This is a genomic window from Parageobacillus caldoxylosilyticus (genome assembly GCF_019272935.1).
In the GTDB taxonomy this organism is placed as follows: domain Bacteria; phylum Bacillota; class Bacilli; order Bacillales; family Anoxybacillaceae; genus Saccharococcus; species Saccharococcus caldoxylosilyticus.
This window is the reverse complement of record NZ_CP040553.1, coordinates 3,522,033-3,538,776: the sequence shown is the minus strand read 5'-3', so window position 1 is coordinate 3,538,776 and position 16,744 is coordinate 3,522,033. Positions and strand designations below refer to the sequence as shown.

The 16,744-nt window shown below is 43.4% G+C and carries 17 protein-coding genes; 4 read left to right on the top strand and 13 right to left on the bottom strand.

Annotated features, from left to right (window positions below; all coding sequences use genetic code 11):
* Window positions 1–108: 108 nt before the first annotated feature.
* Window positions 109–1,635, bottom strand: coding sequence for a Na+/H+ antiporter NhaC family protein (locus tag BV455_RS18025; RefSeq protein WP_026078369.1), 1,527 nt, complete (start codon window positions 1,633–1,635; stop codon window positions 109–111).
* Between the two features lie 190 nt (window positions 1,636–1,825).
* Here BV455_RS18025 and BV455_RS18020 point away from each other — a divergent pair, with 190 nt between their 5' ends.
* A complete protein-coding gene (locus tag BV455_RS18020) occupies window positions 1,826–2,218 on the top strand; it encodes a MaoC family dehydratase (RefSeq protein WP_017434236.1) in 393 nt (130 codons plus the stop codon).
* Between the two features lie 18 nt (window positions 2,219–2,236).
* Here BV455_RS18020 and BV455_RS18015 read toward each other — a convergent pair whose 3' ends face one another.
* Both BV455_RS18015 and BV455_RS18010 read right to left on the bottom strand, forming a co-directional pair.
* Complete coding sequence (locus tag BV455_RS18015; protein ID WP_017434237.1) at window positions 2,237–3,085, bottom strand: metallophosphoesterase; 849 nt, start codon at window positions 3,083–3,085, stop codon at window positions 2,237–2,239.
* A gap of 57 nt (window positions 3,086–3,142) precedes the next feature.
* Window positions 3,143–3,718 (bottom strand): YkoP family protein, encoded by a 576-nt coding sequence (locus tag BV455_RS18010; protein WP_218687518.1) that lies wholly within the window; start codon window positions 3,716–3,718, stop codon window positions 3,143–3,145.
* Between the two features lie 154 nt (window positions 3,719–3,872).
* On the opposite strand from BV455_RS18010, the gene BV455_RS18005 reads away from it, so the two are divergent.
* The gene (locus tag BV455_RS18005; protein WP_218687517.1) at window positions 3,873–5,003 is read left to right on the top strand and encodes an MGDG synthase family glycosyltransferase; all 1,131 of its coding nucleotides are present in this window, start codon (window positions 3,873–3,875) and stop codon (window positions 5,001–5,003) included.
* 40 nt (window positions 5,004–5,043) lie between these two features.
* Here the strand turns inward: BV455_RS18005 and BV455_RS18000 are convergent, their stop codons facing one another.
* The 6 genes from BV455_RS18000 to BV455_RS17975 all read right to left on the bottom strand — a co-directional run bounded on the left by BV455_RS18000 (window position 5,044) and on the right by BV455_RS17975 (window position 9,904).
* Entirely contained in the window at window positions 5,044–5,757 is a 714-nt protein-coding gene (locus tag BV455_RS18000) for a GntR family transcriptional regulator (RefSeq protein WP_017434240.1), read from the bottom strand.
* A gap of 115 nt (window positions 5,758–5,872) precedes the next feature.
* Window positions 5,873–7,285, bottom strand: coding sequence for a glycoside hydrolase family 1 protein (locus BV455_RS17995; RefSeq protein WP_218687516.1), 1,413 nt, complete (start codon window positions 7,283–7,285; stop codon window positions 5,873–5,875).
* A 14-nt stretch (window positions 7,286–7,299) separates the two neighbouring features.
* On the bottom strand, window positions 7,300–8,613 hold the full coding sequence (gene celB / locus BV455_RS17990) for a PTS cellobiose transporter subunit IIC (RefSeq protein WP_061579245.1): 1,314 nt from the start codon (window positions 8,611–8,613) through the stop codon (window positions 7,300–7,302).
* 16 nt (window positions 8,614–8,629) lie between these two features.
* A complete protein-coding gene (locus BV455_RS17985) occupies window positions 8,630–8,962 on the bottom strand; it encodes a PTS sugar transporter subunit IIA (protein WP_017434244.1) in 333 nt (110 codons plus the stop codon).
* On the bottom strand, window positions 8,962–9,273 hold the full coding sequence (locus BV455_RS17980) for a PTS sugar transporter subunit IIB (RefSeq protein WP_017434245.1): 312 nt from the start codon (window positions 9,271–9,273) through the stop codon (window positions 8,962–8,964). Before BV455_RS17980 ends, BV455_RS17985 begins: the two co-directional genes overlap by 1 nt.
* A gap of 331 nt (window positions 9,274–9,604) precedes the next feature.
* Window positions 9,605–9,904 (bottom strand): MerR family transcriptional regulator, encoded by a 300-nt coding sequence (locus BV455_RS17975; RefSeq protein WP_017434246.1) that lies wholly within the window; start codon window positions 9,902–9,904, stop codon window positions 9,605–9,607.
* A 176-nt stretch (window positions 9,905–10,080) separates the two neighbouring features.
* Between BV455_RS17975 and BV455_RS17970 the strand changes: the two genes are divergently transcribed.
* Both BV455_RS17970 and BV455_RS17965 read left to right on the top strand, forming a co-directional pair.
* Complete coding sequence (locus tag BV455_RS17970; RefSeq protein WP_223845251.1) at window positions 10,081–10,275, top strand: Fur-regulated basic protein FbpA; 195 nt, start codon at window positions 10,081–10,083, stop codon at window positions 10,273–10,275.
* Window positions 10,256–10,393 carry a hypothetical protein gene (locus BV455_RS17965; RefSeq protein ID WP_190977414.1) on the top strand — a complete coding sequence of 46 codons (138 nt, stop codon included), beginning with the start codon at window positions 10,256–10,258 and terminating at the stop codon, window positions 10,391–10,393. The genes BV455_RS17970 and BV455_RS17965 overlap by 20 nt, the downstream gene beginning before the upstream one ends.
* A 93-nt stretch (window positions 10,394–10,486) precedes the next feature.
* Here the strand turns inward: BV455_RS17965 and BV455_RS17960 are convergent, their stop codons facing one another.
* The 4 genes from BV455_RS17960 to nirB form a co-directional block, all read right to left on the bottom strand.
* Window positions 10,487–11,704 carry a nitrate/nitrite transporter gene (locus BV455_RS17960; protein ID WP_143420824.1) on the bottom strand — a complete coding sequence of 406 codons (1,218 nt, stop codon included), beginning with the start codon at window positions 11,702–11,704 and terminating at the stop codon, window positions 10,487–10,489.
* Window positions 11,705–11,805: 101 nt separating this feature from the next.
* Complete coding sequence (nasC, locus tag BV455_RS17955; protein WP_061579247.1) at window positions 11,806–13,947, bottom strand: assimilatory nitrate reductase catalytic subunit NasC; 2,142 nt, start codon at window positions 13,945–13,947, stop codon at window positions 11,806–11,808.
* Between the two features lie 17 nt (window positions 13,948–13,964).
* A complete protein-coding gene (nirD, locus tag BV455_RS17950) occupies window positions 13,965–14,270 on the bottom strand; it encodes a nitrite reductase small subunit NirD (protein ID WP_061579248.1) in 306 nt (101 codons plus the stop codon).
* Between the two features lie 14 nt (window positions 14,271–14,284).
* A complete protein-coding gene (nirB, locus tag BV455_RS17945; protein WP_061579249.1) occupies window positions 14,285–16,714 on the bottom strand; it encodes a nitrite reductase large subunit NirB in 2,430 nt (809 codons plus the stop codon).
* Window positions 16,715–16,744 lie beyond the last annotated feature (30 nt).

Here is a 16,744-nt window from a genome sequence, read left to right as displayed (position 1 = left end):
ACCTTGCTCCCTTTTCCCTTTGTATTACAGTTTACCACGTCTGCGTTATTTCGTTGCCAAAAAAATAAAGTCCGCTCGTAAATCTCGAGCAGACTTTACCGATAAGGCCTAGCGCATGATAAACGACATGACACCAAACAGAACGGCAGCCATTCCCGCCGCGATAAACGCAGGAACTAATTTTGTCCGCGCATATTCCATCACCGGCAAATCTAAAATCGTACATAACGTCACCGTATTATCGCTCAGCGGCGAGGCAAACGCCCCGAACGTCCCGCTTGCAAACACGGCGCCAATCACCGGCAAAATATTCGTTCCTGCCTGATGCGCGAGCGTGACGCCAAGCGGCATTAACATTCCCCATGTCCCCCATGAAGAGCCGATAAAATAGGAAATGACCGCACCAAGCAAAAACAGCACAGGGGCCACAAAATATTGCGGAATCCACCCTTTTACATGATCAGTAATATACTGCGAAAATCCTAAATCCTCCGACACCGCCGAAAGCGCCCAAATAAGGGCTAGCATTAAAATCACGGAAATTAATTCGTTTCCGCCTTTCACAAAATGCGTCAACAAATCATTTAATTTAAACTTTTGCAAGAGAAAATAAACAACCGTAATGATTACTGTTAAAAATAATGCTTCTAACATAGCGCCAAGTGCATCGCTGCGCAAAAACGCATCGAAAAACGTTTTTGCCCCTTTATGTCCGTCCCACCAGCTTAAAAATAACGTCAGCACAAGCACAATGGATAACGGAACAATCAAATTCCATGGCTTGATTGGGGTTTCCTTATTATACGCGCGCGGGCAAGTTTGCATCTCTTCCCCTTCTTCCCCTTGCGCCTCGTTTGGATTTTCCTTCTCTTGTTTATTCGTATGGACTTGATTTTCCTCGGCAAACTCCAAGGCTAGCCGTTCGTTCCATCGGCGGATCGGCGCAACCTTTCCTTCTCCTTCTGCCGCAGCACGTGTTTCTGCTTTCCGTGAATATTTAAAAAAGCTGTAATAAAGTCCAACGATAATAATCGTATAGGAAAAAAAGTTAAACGGAATGCTTTTGACATATACAATATATGGCTGTGCGCCAATACCCGCTGTTTTTAGCGCTTTATCAATCACGGAAACCATATAGCCGACGAATGCCGTCGCCAACGGAATAAGCGCTACCACTGGGTTGGACGTCACTTCAATCGCAAACCCGATTTGCTGCGAAGATAATCCGAGGCGTTTTTTTAACGCTTTCATAATCGGCGCAATCGTCACAATGCGGAAATCAGGGTCGCTAAATGTCACCATCGTCGAAATCCATGTTAACATCAACGCGCTTTTCGCTGATTTCACTTTTTTACTGATCAGATGCACAAATCCTTTAATTCCGCCCGTATACTTAATCATACTAACCAGCCCAGCAAATACATACAGAAAAATAATGATGCGAATATTATTCATCTGCATTATATTCTTAACTAAATACGAAAGCATCGTACGCAAGCCGCCAAGCAGCGACGGGTCCATTAAATAACTGCCTAAAAGCAACCCAACAAACAAGCCAGGGATCACTTGTTTCGTCCAAATCGATATGGGAATCACCACTAAAAACGGAAGCAGCGCTTTCCATGATGGTTCCATGAATGCCATCACTCCTTTTCCTTTTTCTTCTTTAAAAGTATGGGCATTGATCAGTTTCTCTATGCTATAGTAAGTGCATTGCGATTTATTTTCATGCAAAAACACCTAGATTGTTTATAAATAAATATTCTCATTATTATAAAAATTTTGTAATATAAATGATGAACAAGCAGAAGGGAGAAGGGAAGAAATGAATTTAAAACCTGGGGATGTATTTACTTGGCAGCGCACTTTCACAGAGGAAGAAATACGGCAATTCGCTGAGTTATCTGGCGACAAAGGGAGACATCATATGGAACGGGATGAGAAAGGCCGGCTGATGGTCCAAGGATTGTTTACCGCCAGCATCGGCACAAAAATCGGCGGGGACTTAAACTATATTGCAAGAGAAATGCATAGTGAGTTTATCCGCCCCGTGTTTTCCGGCGATACGATTACGTGCGAACTGACGATTACCGATGTCGTCCCGATGGACGGATACAAAAAAGTGGCGATGAAGACGGTGTATCGAAATCAACATGGCAAAGAAGTCTTAATAGGAACAAGCACGGGGATCATCAGAGACGAGGAACCATCCTTATAAACAAAGAAGGCTGTCGCTTTAGACAGCCTTCACCGCTTCGCCTTGATGCAATGGTGTTAACGACAATGTATGCAGCGTAATTTCCGGTTTTGTGCCAATGCGGATGTTTACCCCCGTTTGACCTAATCCTTCGCTAATATAAAACGGCTTACCATCCAGTTCGTGATAGCCTTTAATGATATTCATCCGCACTAGTTTTCCCATTTTTACAAGATGATACGGCTTTGGCCAATGAATTTGTCCGCCGTGAAAATGCCCGGAAAGCAAATAATCAAAGTGATAATGGCGCATGTGCAATACAATATTCGGATCGTGCGTGAGTACGAGATTTAAGCCGTCTTTTACATGGGCATACGCTTTTTCCACGTCACTGCGCCCTGTATAAAAATCATCAATGCCGATGATATTCACCGTTTTTCCTTTAATGGAAACCGACTTTGCTTCATTTTGCAAAACGGTGCATCCATGTTGTTCTAACGTTGCTCTTAAATGTTCGAACTGCTCTCCTTGTAAAACATAGTCATGGTTGCCGAACACCGCATACATGCCGTATGTCGGATTTAGCTTTTGCAATGCCGTCAAATACGGACCAAACTTAGGAATGCTTGTTTCACGATCAAGAAAATCGCCGGTTAAAGCAATCAAATCAATTGGTTCATCTTTTAATTTCTTATATAGATAGTCAGGGGAAATCGATAGTTTTTCTAAGTGAAGATCTGATAAATGCAAAATACGGACGACGTCTGGATCACTCTCGCGGCAATGCACTTTCACTTTATGCAAAACCGCTTCATACGTATTGCGGTGCGCTTTATAAATCATAAATAAAAGAAGCATTAGAATAATAAAAACAAAAAAGAATATCATTGCTCTTTCCTCCCTCTTTACCATTATAGTAAATGGGAAGAGAGAAAAAAGAGGGAGTTAATGGATCGGCTGGTAACCGTATAATGCCAATAGCTTCTTTTTCGACATGAATAAATATTTCGGCGGCCGCCCCAACGGTTGAAAACGGAGTTGAGCAACTACGGTCATTGGAATGAGCCCGATGGTTTTAAAACACTTATAAAACGGATTGACGATAGAAAATGTTTCAAATCCTAATCGCTCGCATCCTTTGTTTAACATTGTAATGCCGATAATCCCTTTGATTTCCGGAAATTGTTCATGATGGCGGAGATAATGGGCAACGTAAGGGAGCCCGGCTTTCACTTGTTCAAAAATATAACGGCCTTTTTTAATTTCGCTATCGAAGCGAAGCAGCTCGCGAATAAGACGAACGTTATGCAAATGAATTTTGAGGAGAAGGTCGTTTTTTTGTATTTTCGTGCCGTCTGATAACACCACTTCCCTTCCTTTATACCTCGTTATGCGGACACGAAAAATCGGCTGGCAGCCGTTCCTTTCCGTTCCAACATACTCAAGCCTGGAACATGCGTAATAAATCGGATCAAACGCCCCCCATACCGCTAAAACGCATTGTCTCGCTTTTTCCTTCATACACTCCCCTCTTTTCCGGTTATTGCTCATTTACATTGATATTGTGAAACATTCTCCTAAGGTTTATAAATGGATAAAAAAGGGACGGACAAACCGCATAAAAATTCATATTTTGCACACACTCGATAATAATCTTGTTCATCAGGTGATTGACATGAAAACCGTACTCTTTCTTCCATTGTTGCAAATCCCCTCCGGCCATCACCAGGCGGCGGATGCGTTAAAAGATGGACTTCTAGCTATGGATCCACAGTTACAATGCCATAAAATAGAACTGCTCTCATCGCGGCTAGGAAGAGGGGAAAAGCTAGTTTCCTATATTTATGTAAACTGGATTCGTCATTTCCCTAAAACATACAACACCTTGTACTATCACTCCGTCGTCCGCCAGAAAAAGAGACAGCCATCATTTCCGCATTACGAACTGCTTTTTCTTGAACATGTAAAAAATATAGTGAAACATGTCCAGCCAGATATCATCGTCTGTACACATTCCCTTCCTTCCTACTTGTTAAACCGGCTCAAAAGAAACGGGGAAATAACCAATCCGGTCGTCAACGTCTATACCGATTATTTTGTTCATGATTTATGGGGAACGGAAGCTATTGATTGCCATTTTATCGGCCATCCTTATATGAAAATGCAGCTGCGTAAAAAAGGAGTTCCGGAAAACCGCATTTGTGTAACCGGCATTCCGCTTCACCCTGACATAACGATCGGAAAACGGGAAAAACAAATGAAGCGCTCCCGCTATTTCGGGCTTATTTCCGGCGGCAGCTTAGGCATTGGCACGCTTAAGCATATGTTGAAAAAAATTTCTCCCGACGATCCAATCGATTATTATGTCCTTTGCGGGAAAAACGAACGAATGTACAAACAGCTGCAAAGCGAAAACCATCCTCGCCTTATTCCGCTCCCTTACATTTCATCACGCCAGGAGATGAACGCGCTTTATGATCAAGCAGATTTTATTTTAACCAAACCAGGCGGCGTGACCATTAGCGAATGTTTATATAAAAGACTGCCGATTTTTATTTATGATACGCTTCCGGGGCAAGAGGAAATCAACTTTCGCATATTGAAGCGGCATCATCTCGTGTTTGATTTTTTAAACTGGAAGGAGTTGCGTAATATTTCCGATGCCATTCTTTCGATTCTTCACTCTCCGCAAATCACGCACTATTTCGCCCATGTCGAACAATACCACCGCCAGCTTTCTGCCGAGCACCCAGCAGCGTTGCTCTATGCGACATTCGCTTCCTTGAACAAACCATTACTTCAATGAAAAAAGCTTGTCCTTCTACTAGCAAAAGGACAAGCTTTTTTCAGCGGCGAATATTGACCGTGACAAAGACGAATTTATCGTAACGATGGCGGGAAAAGGAATATTCAAAAGGGAGCCCATTGTTTAAAAATCCTACTTGTTCCAATTCTAACACCGGATCATCCGGCGCGCATTGCAAATACTTTTGGTCAAGCTCATTTGGTTTGGCCGCGCGAATTTTCCTGTGCGACCCGGCGATCGTTAAACCTAACTCATTCGTAATATAATTGTAAATCGAAGAATGAAGCACTTTTTCGTTTAGTCCCGTAATTAAATTGGTCGGCATATACGTACGTTCAATGACGTACGGTTCGTCATCGACGTTGCGAAGACGAACCAGATGATAAACCGGTGTGTTTGTATCAATACATAAATGGGTTGCCACCTCTTCCGACGGAAACAGCACCTCAAACGTAATAATTTTACTTGTCACTTTTCTTCCCTTTAACAAATTCGTTAAGCCAAGCGTCTCATTGCTAACGACATTTACTTGACCATCTAATATCGCCGATTTGACAATAAACGTTCCATGTCCGCGTTTGCGATACAGTAAGCCTTCCGACACGAGTACATCGAGCGCGCGTTTAATCGTCATTCGGCTGCAGCCAAATTCCTGCGCTAGCGAAAGCTCGTCGGGAATCGGTTCGTCTGGGGAATATACCCCTTCTTTGATTCGTTTGCGAATTTCATTCGAAATTTGTTCGTACTTTGGCATCACCGTCATCCTTTATATCACAATTTTTATCTTTATTGTAATTTTTCTTTTACATTTGTACAATATGTGAGAAAAAGAAGGTTATCCCAAAAGAAGGGATAACCATATTAACCTACTAAAACCCGTTGTTCTCGGCAAGCGTTTTAAACCAGTATCCGCTCTTCTTGATCGTCCGTTTCCGGTCATTTTCAAGATCGACCGCCACTAATCCGTAACGATTTTTATACGCATTCATCCACGACCAGTTATCCATGAACGTCCATACATGATATCCTTTGACGTTAGCCCCTTCTTGAATCGCTTGGTGCACCCATTTTAAATGTTCGCGAATAAATTCGATGCGATAATCGTCATGAATCATTCCGTTTTCATCGAGGAACCGCTCTTCTCCTTCAACACCCATGCCGTTTTCTGAAATAAAGCATTCGATATTGCCGTAATTTTCTTTTACATTCATTAAAATATCATAAATTCCTTTTTCATAAATCTCCCAGCCGCGATAAGGATTCATTTTTCTTCCCGGCATTACGTAATAATCAAAAAAGCGTTCCGGCATAAACGGCGCTTCCGGATTTGGAAGATGTTCTTTTGCTTTTACACGCCGCGGCTGATAATAGTTAATTCCAAGAATATCAACAGTATTTTCTTTGATTAACTCTTTATCTCCTTCTTCAGTTACCGGCAAATATCCGTGCTCCCGCAAAAGGTCGACGAGATCTTGCGGATATTCCCCTTTTACCGCCGGATCTAAAAAGCTGCGGTTGAAAAATAAATCCGCAATATGCGCCGCTTTCACATCAGCAGGATGGCTGCTTCGTGGATAGGAAGGAGTTAAATTTAAAATAATTCCAATTTTTCCATCCTTCATATTCATTTGCTTAAACACTTGCACTGCCTTGGCGTGGGCCACGATAGTATGGTAAGCCACTTGTACAGCCCGTTGAAAATCAACAACGTTCGGATAATGGAACTCGTATAAATACCCGCCTTCAACCGGAACGATCGGTTCGTTATGGGTAAACCATTTTTTTACACGATCGCCGAATAGTTCAAAACAAATTTTTGCATAACGAGCATAAGCGTCCACGACATCGCGGCTTTCCCAGCCGCCCAATTGCTGCATTGCAAGCGGCATATCAAAATGGAATAAATTTACAAACGGTTCAATGTCATTTGCTAACAACTCGTTAATGACATTGTTATAAAATCGCACCGCTTCTTCGTTCACATCGCCATTTCCATCCGGAATCAGCCGTGACCATGAAATCGAAAAGCGAAAGGAATTATGACCAATTTCTTTCATTAACGCAATATCTTCTTTATAGCGATGATAAAAATCAGAAGTAACGGACGGACCAACACCGTTAAAAAATCGATTTGGCTCTTTTTCATACCAGTAATCCCAAATATTCGGCCCTTTTCCGCCTTCATTTGCCGCTCCTTCAATTTGCGTAGCGGATGTGGCACTTCCCCACCAAAATCCGTCTGGAAAGCGAAAGGAGATCTCTTGCTTCGGTTGTTGTTCCATTGATCTTCACCTCTTTATGACGCGTTCTTTGCAGCTTCTCTTTCTTCCCTTTCTTTTTGCAAGTTCATTCGGTCAATAAATTTTAAGAACGGGAACCAAATAACAAGTACAATCGTAAAGTTTACTAATTGCAAAAGTCCTCCTGCCAGCGAGTTTGTCGCCATGATTCCGTTAATAAAGATCGGCACCGTCCACGGCACTGCCACTCCTGTTGGCGGCGGTACAAGGCCGGAAGACATCGCTAAATAAGTGACAAACGTAACAACCATCGGCGCAAGAATCCATGGAACGATAACAAGCGGATTCATTACCACTGGCAAACCGAAAATAATAGGCTCATTGACGTTAAAAATTCCTGGTCCAAGTCCCAATTTAGCCACTTGTTTCATCTGCTTGCTTTTCATGAAGAAAAGAATGGCAAAGATGACGGCAAGAGTCATTCCAGTTCCACCCATACCAACCGTATAAATTTCGATAAACTGTTTGCTGATAACGTGCGGAACTTCTCCTGTTTTCGTATACGCATTTAAGTTTTCAAGAGATAACGTATTCCAAATCGGGTCCATCACAGAGTTAATGATAATTTGCCCGTGCAACCCGAAAAACCATAAAATTTGTGTCACAAAAATCGCAATAAGTGTTGGAATAATGCCGCTTCCTAAGCCGACTAACGGCGCTTGTACTGCATTATAAATGACGTCATGCATGTTTGTTTTAAATAATTGTGTTACAATAGTATTGATGACAAGGAAAACGGTGAGTGTCACTACCGCAGGAATAAGAGCCGCAAACGATTTTGAGACTGCTGGTGGCACTCCCGCCGGCATTTTAATGGTAATATTTTTTTGCACGACTTTCCGGTAAATCTCCGCAGCGACAAAGGCTGTAATCATACCAAGGAACATTCCTTTAGCCCCCAAGCGGTCAAGCGGAATGACACCTTGTACCGCTTCTTTTCCTTCCACATTTAAAACAAACGGTGTTAAAATGAAGAAAGAAGCAAGCGCGATGGCACCCCCGAAAACTCCTTCCACATCGTAACTTTTAGACAAGTAATAACCGATACCGAATACAACAAAAATCGTCATGACTCCCATTGTTGCGCTTGGAGCGACGTTTAAAATCGAACGCATCGTGTTTAAGGCGCCTTCGCTCATTACTTTATCAAGAAATGGCAAGTTGGCAATAACGACAGCGATAGATCCGAAAATCGTAAGCGGGAACGCTAACATAAAAGCGTCCCGTAATACTTGTAAGTAGCGGCTGTTATTTAGCTTTCCGGCAATGGGCACTAAAATTTTGCTTAACTTTTCAAATGCTTGGTTCATGTCGCGAACCTCCTTTTTACAAGTTTCTTTCTTTGAATAATTCGAGCATCTCTTTCACTAACTCTTTCATCGACAATGTTGACATCACATGGTCTTCCGCATGCATTAACAGCAGCGAGAACTCCGTTTTCTCACCGCTCGCTTCCTTTTGAATCATTTGAAAATGAATATTATGCGCCACGCTCAATTCGTCTTCTGCCTCTTTTAAAAGCTGTTCTGCCTGCTCTTGATTTCCAGCTCGATACTCGCGGAGCGCTTGAATGATTTTGCTGCGGGCGTTTCCGCTATGAAGAATGAGTTGAAACGCAATTTGCTCGCTCGTTAGTTGTTGAAGATCGATTTTTTCCATTATTTTTCCCCCATCAATTTCAATGCTTGTTCATACACCTTTTTGCCATCCGCCATTCCATAGGCAATCATGTCAATGACATCGACTTGGATTCCATACTTTTCTGCTTCCTTTTGCAATTCTCCTTTTAAAAAGCTCATTTGCGGACCAATCAACACCACATCCGCTTTCGCCATTTCTTTTTTCGCCTGATCTTGCCCTACCGCCCAAATTTCCGCTTCTTCGCCAATCGATTTCACATACTCTTGCATTTTCGTCACTAATAGGCTTGTCGACATTCCTGCGCTGCAAGCTAATAAAATCCGTTTCATCGTTCACCCATCTCCTTTTTGATCATGTATCTTATGATACCGTTTACAATTTAAATTATATACAATTTTTAATATTTGTCTAGTCATTTATTAAAATATGATTTTATTTTTTATAATTATCTATATACTTTGTCAAAAAATCACCTATCATTTTATGAAAATGTTTTTTTCTTTACCGTTTCAGAAATCACGATGAAATAATGAAATTTAGTATATCGAAAAATCGGAGTAATATTTCCAGATTGGCGCAAACAATCCTGCGACCAGCAAAAAGAAAGGTCCGTCTTTTTAGACAGACCTGATTGGTACGTCATCTAATGTAAAGAGGTGTTTAAGGGCGAAAACGGAAATGGGCGTTCATCTGCCCCTTTAACATTTTTTCCCGCAGCTCTTTTGTCATTTCCTGACGGATTTCCCGTGTCGGAACCCCTTCTTCCCGCTTATCGGCAATCTCCATTAACTGTTCAACATCGGCGAACGAATATTTGCGAATTCCGTTCGAACGATCCGGAAAAATTAACTTCCGCTCTTCATAATAGCGGATTTGCCGCTGCGATAACCCCGTTAATTCACTGACGATGCCTATAGAGATGACTTTTTTGAATTTATAGGAATCCTCTTTATTCGTCATCCTCTTCACCTCTATGTTATATTTTCTAACATAATTATACTGATTTTTTGCCATTCGTAATTATTTTTGTAAGGAAAATTAACATATTTTTTAATTTTATTGTAAAGTGGCTTAACAAAATAAGTGTAATATGAAGAAAAACGCCGTATATTAAGAAATAAATACGGGGAGGGAAAATGATGGGAAAACTGATGCGCACAGCAATTACGAAGCAAAAGCGCTTTTATATTGATAGGCTGTTGCAAACTGGTTTGTTTCATGACTCTGCCGCACTGCAACAATGGACGGTGAGCGAATTGCAGAGCGAATACGAACAGTACGGAATGCGAAAGAAGAAGCGGGGGAATGAACATGGACCAAAAAGCTCTTGAGCTGGCCAGACGGATCGTAGAATTAGATTTGCAGCGCGACGCGATGTTTGAACAATTAATTCAATTAATCGGAGAGCGCGCTTACGAAGTGCTGCGTTTCGTCCAAAACCGTATATAACGGCAGAAAAGGACAGCTGGACGCTGTCCTTTTCTTTTTTGCACTTGCCCAGCAGCTCTAGCCGACAAAATACCGGTAAGAGCCTTGTTTTTGTTACACTCTTACGGACTGTTTCACCGCTTCGGTGGACTGATGGATGCCGCTCTTCATGTTCTTTTGTAGCTTTTGGATGATCCAAACCGTAACCATCATCATGACAACCATCATCCAAAAGCCGTATGAATACGAATTTGTCCATTGCTTCATCGTTCCAAGCACATTCGGTAAAAAGAATCCGCCGAATCCTCCAACGGCGCCGACAAATCCTGTTACTAATCCGACCTCTTTCGGAAAATAGGTCGGAATGATTTGAAATAAGGCGCCATTCGCAGCACCAAAAAACAGGAAAGTTACAAAAAATAAGCCAAGTGTTACATAAACGGATGGAAGTGTGCCAATAATAAACAACGTCACCATTCCACCGCTAAATAACCACATTAATAGTTTTATTCCTCCGTAGCGATCGGCTAAATAGCCGCCAATGGGCCGAATGAAGCTCCCGGCAAAAACAACAAGGGTTACAAAATCACCAGCTGTGACTTTACTGACACCGTATTGATCAAAGAAAAATAACCCTAAATAACTAGTTAACCCTACGAATCCACCGAAAGAAATGCTGTAAAAAAAGCTGAATAGCCAAGTTTCCTTCATTTTCATGACATGTTTATATTCAGAAATTTTTGCAGGTTTTACAGTTGTCGGGCAATCTCTTGCAAACATTGAAAAAATCACAAATACAACCGCTAACGGAAGAAGAGAAATCGCAAATACGGCATTCCAGCCATACGCTTCTGCAAGCCTTGGGCCAAACAACGTCGCGATAATAGTACCGCTATTTCCAGCACCAGCAATTCCCATGACAAGCCCTTGATATTGTTTCGGGTACCAACGGCTTGCAAGCGGAAGCGCAACCGCAAAACTGGCACCGGCAATTCCTAACAAAAATCCTAACGCATATATATCCGATAAATGATCAGCAAACATCCATCCCCATAATAGCGGAACCATTGTCAATAACATTCCAAGCATGCCGACCCGTTTTCCACCCCAGCGATCAGCAAGAAGCCCCATCGGAATGCGCAATAACGCACCACCTAAAACCGGAATCGCAACCATCATTCCTCTTTCTGCAGGAGTAAGCTGCAAGTCTTCCACAATAAACGTTCCAATAGCCCCTAATATGACCCAAATCATAAAACTCACATCAAAGTAAAGAAATGAGGATAGCAATGTTGGAAAATGGCCGGCCCGAAAAAAACTTCCCGCCCTTATCATTCTATCTCTCCTCCTTTTACAACCTCATATTATCCGTGCTATAATGTGGTTGAAAAAGCGTTTTCTTTTCGAGCTTTCCATTCTATTGGAAAGCTTTTTTAATTTTTCTGTAAATCCACTACAGGACTGATCCGCGCAACACAGCGTTTAAATCCCGGCATTTTGCAATGTGGATCGAGCCGATCATCGGTAATGTGATTAATATTTTGCATACCGCTCCAATGAAATGGAACAAAAATGGTGTCTTCACGAATACGGTCGGAATATTTGCTCCGAAGAACGGCTGAACCTCGCATCGTTTCGATTTTGACTAACGTATTCGGCTCAATTTTGTATTTTTTGGCCGTGTTCGGATGGATTTCCATAAACGCTTCGATTTGACGCGAGGCGAGCGCCGGACTTCTTCGCGTCTGTGTACCGCTCAAATAATGTGTCAACACCCGGCCTGTTGTGACGTACAACGGATATTGTTCCGTTGCTTCTTCTTTTTCGTATTCATTATCAACCACTGCTAAACGCGCCTTGCCGTCCGGATGGGCAAATGACTGCTCAAATAACCTCCCCGTACCCGGATGATCGACAGAAGGACAGGGCCAATACACCCGCTCCTTGCGCAAGCGTTCGTACGTAATTCCATAGTAATCGGCTTTGCCGCCGCGGCTAGCGAGGCGCAGCTCCGCAAAAATTTCTTCGGCCGACGAATAGCGAAAATATTCTCCTCTTCCAAGCACTTCCGCAATGCCGCAAAGAATTTCCCAATCGTGCTTCACCTCACCCGGACGCTTTCGCAAAGCGGGTCGCCACGTCACCCGCCCTTCGAAATTCGTCATTGTTCCTTCATCCTCCAAATAGGACGATGTCGGCAATACTAAATCAGCTAACTCTGCGGTTTCGGATAAAAATAGATCCACAACAACAAGGAACTTTAGCTTTTGCAAGGCATTTTTGACAAATTGCGCGTTCGGGCTCGAGACAACCGGATTCGAACCCATTACAAACAACCCGGTAATTTCGCCCGCGTCGATTTTTTGCATCATCTCATACGCCGACACTCCTTTAGACGGAAGTTCATCCGCGGAAATCCCCCAAACGCTAGCAATATAGCGACGATGTTCCGGATTTTCAATATGACGGTATCCTGGAAGCTGATCCGCCTTTTGACCGTGCTCACGCCCTCCTTGGCCGTTTCCTTGTCCGGTGATCGCTCCATAACCGCAGCCGATTTTTCCAATTTTCCCGGTGACCAATACTACATTGAGCCAATTCCGAACCGTCATATATCCGTTTGTCTGCTGTTCCACTCCCCTTGCGGTAAACACCATGCCCGTTGGCGCGCTCCCATATTGCCTTGCCGCCAAACGGATCATTTCCGCTGGAATTTCGGTGATGCGGGCGATCTCCTCCAGATCGATTCGATCAATATGTGCTTTTAACTCGGTAAATCCTTCCGTTCTTTTCTTGACAAACGTTTCATCTACGTAGCCTTCCTCGAACAGCACCTTCAAAAAGCCATTGACGAATGCCGCGTCCGTTCCTGGTTTTATTTTCAAATGCAAATCGGCTAATTCGGCCGTTTTTGTTTCCCGCGGATCAATGACAATGAAAAACGCACCGTTTTTCTTCGCTTCCTGAAAATATGGCATAATGGTCGGTTGGCATTCCGCTACGTTTGCACCAGCTAAAATAATAGTACGGACCAACGGAAGTTCCGATAATTTGTTTGTAAAACCGCGGTCCAGCCCGAACGCATCGTTCATCGCCGCAGCAGCGGCAGACATGCAAAATCGTCCGTTGTAGTCAATGTGTTTTGTCCTTAAGGCGACGCGGGCAAATTTCCCTAATAAATATGCCTCCTCGTTCGTCAATGAACCACCGCCATAAACTCCCAGCGCATCATATCCATCTTCTTTTTGAATACTAACAAAATTTTCTTTAATAATATGGAGCGCTTCTTCCCAACTAATCCGAACAAATTGACCGTTTACTTTCCGCAATGGATACAGCAATCGTTCCGGATGGAGCGCATGCTGATGAGCATACAGTCCTTTGATACAAAGCCGTCCGCGCGAAGTCGGATTATCTTTGGCGATGACTTTATAACGGTTCCGTTCGATGATCCGTTCTTCGACAAGGCGCATCGTACATTGCACACTGCAAAACGGACATTGCGTATCAAACAACATTTCGGACGTATTATCCTGCTCTTTTGCGCGAAAATAGTTTAGTAAATCTTTTGTCATCGGCTTTCACCTGTTTCCTATAATTGTACATAGAGCTTGTCGTTCTCCACTGTCACTGGATATGTTTTCACACAGCCTCGGTCAGGCGCTTGCACTTTTCCATCTTTTAGACAAATTTTCCAATCATGAAGGGGACAAAAGACAAATTCCCCGCTGACAATACCTTGGGAGAGATCGCCTCCTTTATGTGGGCAACGGTTTTCAAGCGCGTAAATACGGCCATCGGCCAAGCGAAACAGTGTGATCTGGAGATGGCCGACGCGGACGCACTTTCCTAATCGTTCTGGAAGTTGCTTTACCGTACCGATTTCGATTTTTGCCATATTTTTCTCCCCCTTTAACGATGGACTGGAACCTTGATTTGTACATCACAGAACAATGTTTCTTGTATTTCTTTATTTTCCACTATTTCTTTCCATGGATCTTTCGTTGCTTCTAGTGCTTTTTCCAAACGTTCAAGCAATTGACGGCGGGTTTCCAAATCAAAAATCACTTCACGAATATGTTCAAGCCCGACCCGTTCAACCCATTTCGACGTTCGTTCCAAATAGTTGGCAGATTCGCGATAATATTGCAAAAATGCGCCAGTAATTTCGATGACCTCTTCTTCCGTCTGCACCGTACATAACAAATCACCCGCTCGCAAATGGGTTCCGCCGTTTCCGCCGACATAAATTTCCCAGCCGCCTTCCACCCCGACGATTCCGACATCTTTAATGCCTGATTCCGCGCAGTTGCGCGGGCAAGCCGAGACCGCCATTTTCACTTTATGCGGCGTCTTTAAGCGTTCGAATTTCTTTTCTAATTCAATACCTAGCTTCGTTGAGTCTTGCGTTCCGAAACGGCAAAATTGCTTACCGACGCACGTTTTTACCGTCCGCAACGCTTTCGCATACGCGTATCCCGATGGCATGCCTAATTCCGCCCATACTTTTGGCAAGTCTTCTTTTTTCACTCCCAACAAATCAATGCGCTGTCCGCCTGTTAATTTAATCATCGGAACGTTGTATTTTTCCGCGACATCGGCGATTTTCCGTAATTGTTCGGCCGTCGTTACTCCCCCGTACATTCGCGGAACAACCGAATACGTCCCATCCGCTTGAATATTCGCGTGCAATCGCTCGTTGACAAACAGGGAGTCGGACTCCTCTTCGTATTCCCCTGGATACAACATGCCTAAATAATAGTTCAAAGCAGGGCGGCATTTCGAACAGCCATCTTCGTTTTTCCAACCAAGAACGGTCATCACTTCTTTGACATATTTCAAGTTTTTTGCTCTAATTTCTGCGATGACCTCATCACGGCTTAATGTTGTACAGCCGCAAATCGTTTCCTTCACCGCGCTTTGATCAAACTCCTCGCCAAGCGTATATTCTAATAGCTCGGCGACAAGGCCTTTGCATCCTCCGCATGAACGGGAAGCGTTCGTATAATCCCTGACTTCTTCGACCGTCTTAAGCCCATGCTCTACAATCGCCCGGCAAATCGTTCCTTTCGTTACCCCGTTACAACCGCAAACGACATCCGTGTCTGCCATCGCGGCAACGACACTTTGATTCGCTGGATTGGACACAGACTGGAACAATGATACGTAAAGCGATTCGGAAATGGGATCATGGTTGCGAATCATCTCAAACAATTTTCGACCTTCGTTTGTATCGCCAAACAACACGGCACCAACGATTTTTTCATCGCGGACCACCACTTTTTTATAAATGCCGCGAAACTCATCATACACTTTCACCGCTGTCGTTCCTTCTCCATCCGTAAACTCCCCGGCGGAAAAGACATCAACTCCTGACACTTTTAATTGCGTGGAAACAACCGATCCCTCATACGGGCGCCCCTTTATGCCGCAAATCGCCTCTGCCAATACTTTTCCTTGCTCGTAAAGCGGAGCGACAAGACCGTAGACAACGCCGCGATGTTCCGCACACTCGCCGACGGCATAAATATGAGGCACGCTCGTTTCTAAATAATCATTCACCACAATCCCTCGGTTCACCGCAATACCGCTTTTCTTTGCCAAATCGATATTAGGACGAATTCCCACCGCCATGACAACTAAATCCGCAGCAATTTCCGTCCCATCTTTAAAGCGCAATCCTTGAACACGGTCATTGCCGAGAATTTCCACCGTCTCTTTTTGTAAAAGAAAATTCATTCCTTGTTTTTCCAACTCCCGCTGCAATAATTTCGCGGCGGTCGGATCGAGCTGCCGTTCCATCAAATGCTCAAAAATATGAATGACATCAACTTCCATCCCCAAGTTCAACAGGCCTCTCGCAGCCTCTAAACCTAGCAATCCACCGCCAATGACTGCCGCTTTTTTATACTTTTTCGCGTATTCCATCATCAACTGGCAGTCTTTCACATCGCGAAACGCCGTTACTCCTTGTTTGTCCGCTCCTGGTATCGGCAGAATGAAAGGTTTAGAGCCTGTGGCGATAATTAATTTGTCATACTCGACCATTCTCCCTTGATCGGTACGGACCAGCCGCTGATCTGTATCAATATCAATCACCGTTTCCCCGACAAAAAGACGGATGCCATTTTTTTCGTACCATTCCCAATCGTTCAGTGTAATATCGTCAATGGATGTATTTCCTTGCAAGACAGTGGACAATAAAATACGGTTGTAATTTGGATAAGGTTCGCTGCCAAAAATCGTGATGTCAAACATATCTTTATCAATTTTTAAAATTTCTTCGATGCAGCGCACCCCTGCCATGCCGTTGCCGATTAGCACCAATTTTTTTCTCTCCATTTGCCGATCCCTCCATAACGTAAGATAGAG

What these genes read in the sequence shown, in the direction of transcription:
- BV455_RS18025 (WP_026078369.1), bottom strand. Translation starts at nt 1,635, where the DNA reads ATGGAACCATCATGGAAAGCGCTGCTTCCGTTTTTAGTGGTGATTCCC.
- BV455_RS18020 (WP_017434236.1), top strand. Translation starts at nt 1,826, where the DNA reads ATGAATTTAAAACCTGGGGATGTATTTACTTGGCAGCGCACTTTCACA.
- BV455_RS18015 (WP_017434237.1), bottom strand. Translation starts at nt 3,085, where the DNA reads ATGATATTCTTTTTTGTTTTTATTATTCTAATGCTTCTTTTATTTATG.
- BV455_RS18010 (WP_218687518.1), bottom strand. Translation starts at nt 3,718, where the DNA reads ATGAAGGAAAAAGCGAGACAATGCGTTTTAGCGGTATGGGGGGCGTTT.
- BV455_RS18005 (WP_218687517.1), top strand. Translation starts at nt 3,873, where the DNA reads ATGAAAACCGTACTCTTTCTTCCATTGTTGCAAATCCCCTCCGGCCAT.
- BV455_RS18000 (WP_017434240.1), bottom strand. Translation starts at nt 5,757, where the DNA reads ATGCCAAAGTACGAACAAATTTCGAATGAAATTCGCAAACGAATCAAA.
- BV455_RS17995 (WP_218687516.1), bottom strand. Translation starts at nt 7,285, where the DNA reads ATGGAACAACAACCGAAGCAAGAGATCTCCTTTCGCTTTCCAGACGGA.
- celB (WP_061579245.1), bottom strand. Translation starts at nt 8,613, where the DNA reads ATGAACCAAGCATTTGAAAAGTTAAGCAAAATTTTAGTGCCCATTGCC.
- BV455_RS17985 (WP_017434244.1), bottom strand. Translation starts at nt 8,962, where the DNA reads ATGGAAAAAATCGATCTTCAACAACTAACGAGCGAGCAAATTGCGTTT.
- BV455_RS17980 (WP_017434245.1), bottom strand. Translation starts at nt 9,273, where the DNA reads ATGAAACGGATTTTATTAGCTTGCAGCGCAGGAATGTCGACAAGCCTA.
- BV455_RS17975 (WP_017434246.1), bottom strand. Translation starts at nt 9,904, where the DNA reads ATGACGAATAAAGAGGATTCCTATAAATTCAAAAAAGTCATCTCTATA.
- BV455_RS17970 (WP_223845251.1), top strand. Translation starts at nt 10,081, where the DNA reads ATGATGGGAAAACTGATGCGCACAGCAATTACGAAGCAAAAGCGCTTT.
- BV455_RS17965 (WP_190977414.1), top strand. Translation starts at nt 10,256, where the DNA reads ATGGACCAAAAAGCTCTTGAGCTGGCCAGACGGATCGTAGAATTAGAT.
- nasC (WP_061579247.1), bottom strand. Translation starts at nt 13,947, where the DNA reads ATGACAAAAGATTTACTAAACTATTTTCGCGCAAAAGAGCAGGATAAT.
- nirD (WP_061579248.1), bottom strand. Translation starts at nt 14,270, where the DNA reads ATGGCAAAAATCGAAATCGGTACGGTAAAGCAACTTCCAGAACGATTA.
- nirB (WP_061579249.1), bottom strand. Translation starts at nt 16,714, where the DNA reads ATGGAGAGAAAAAAATTGGTGCTAATCGGCAACGGCATGGCAGGGGTG.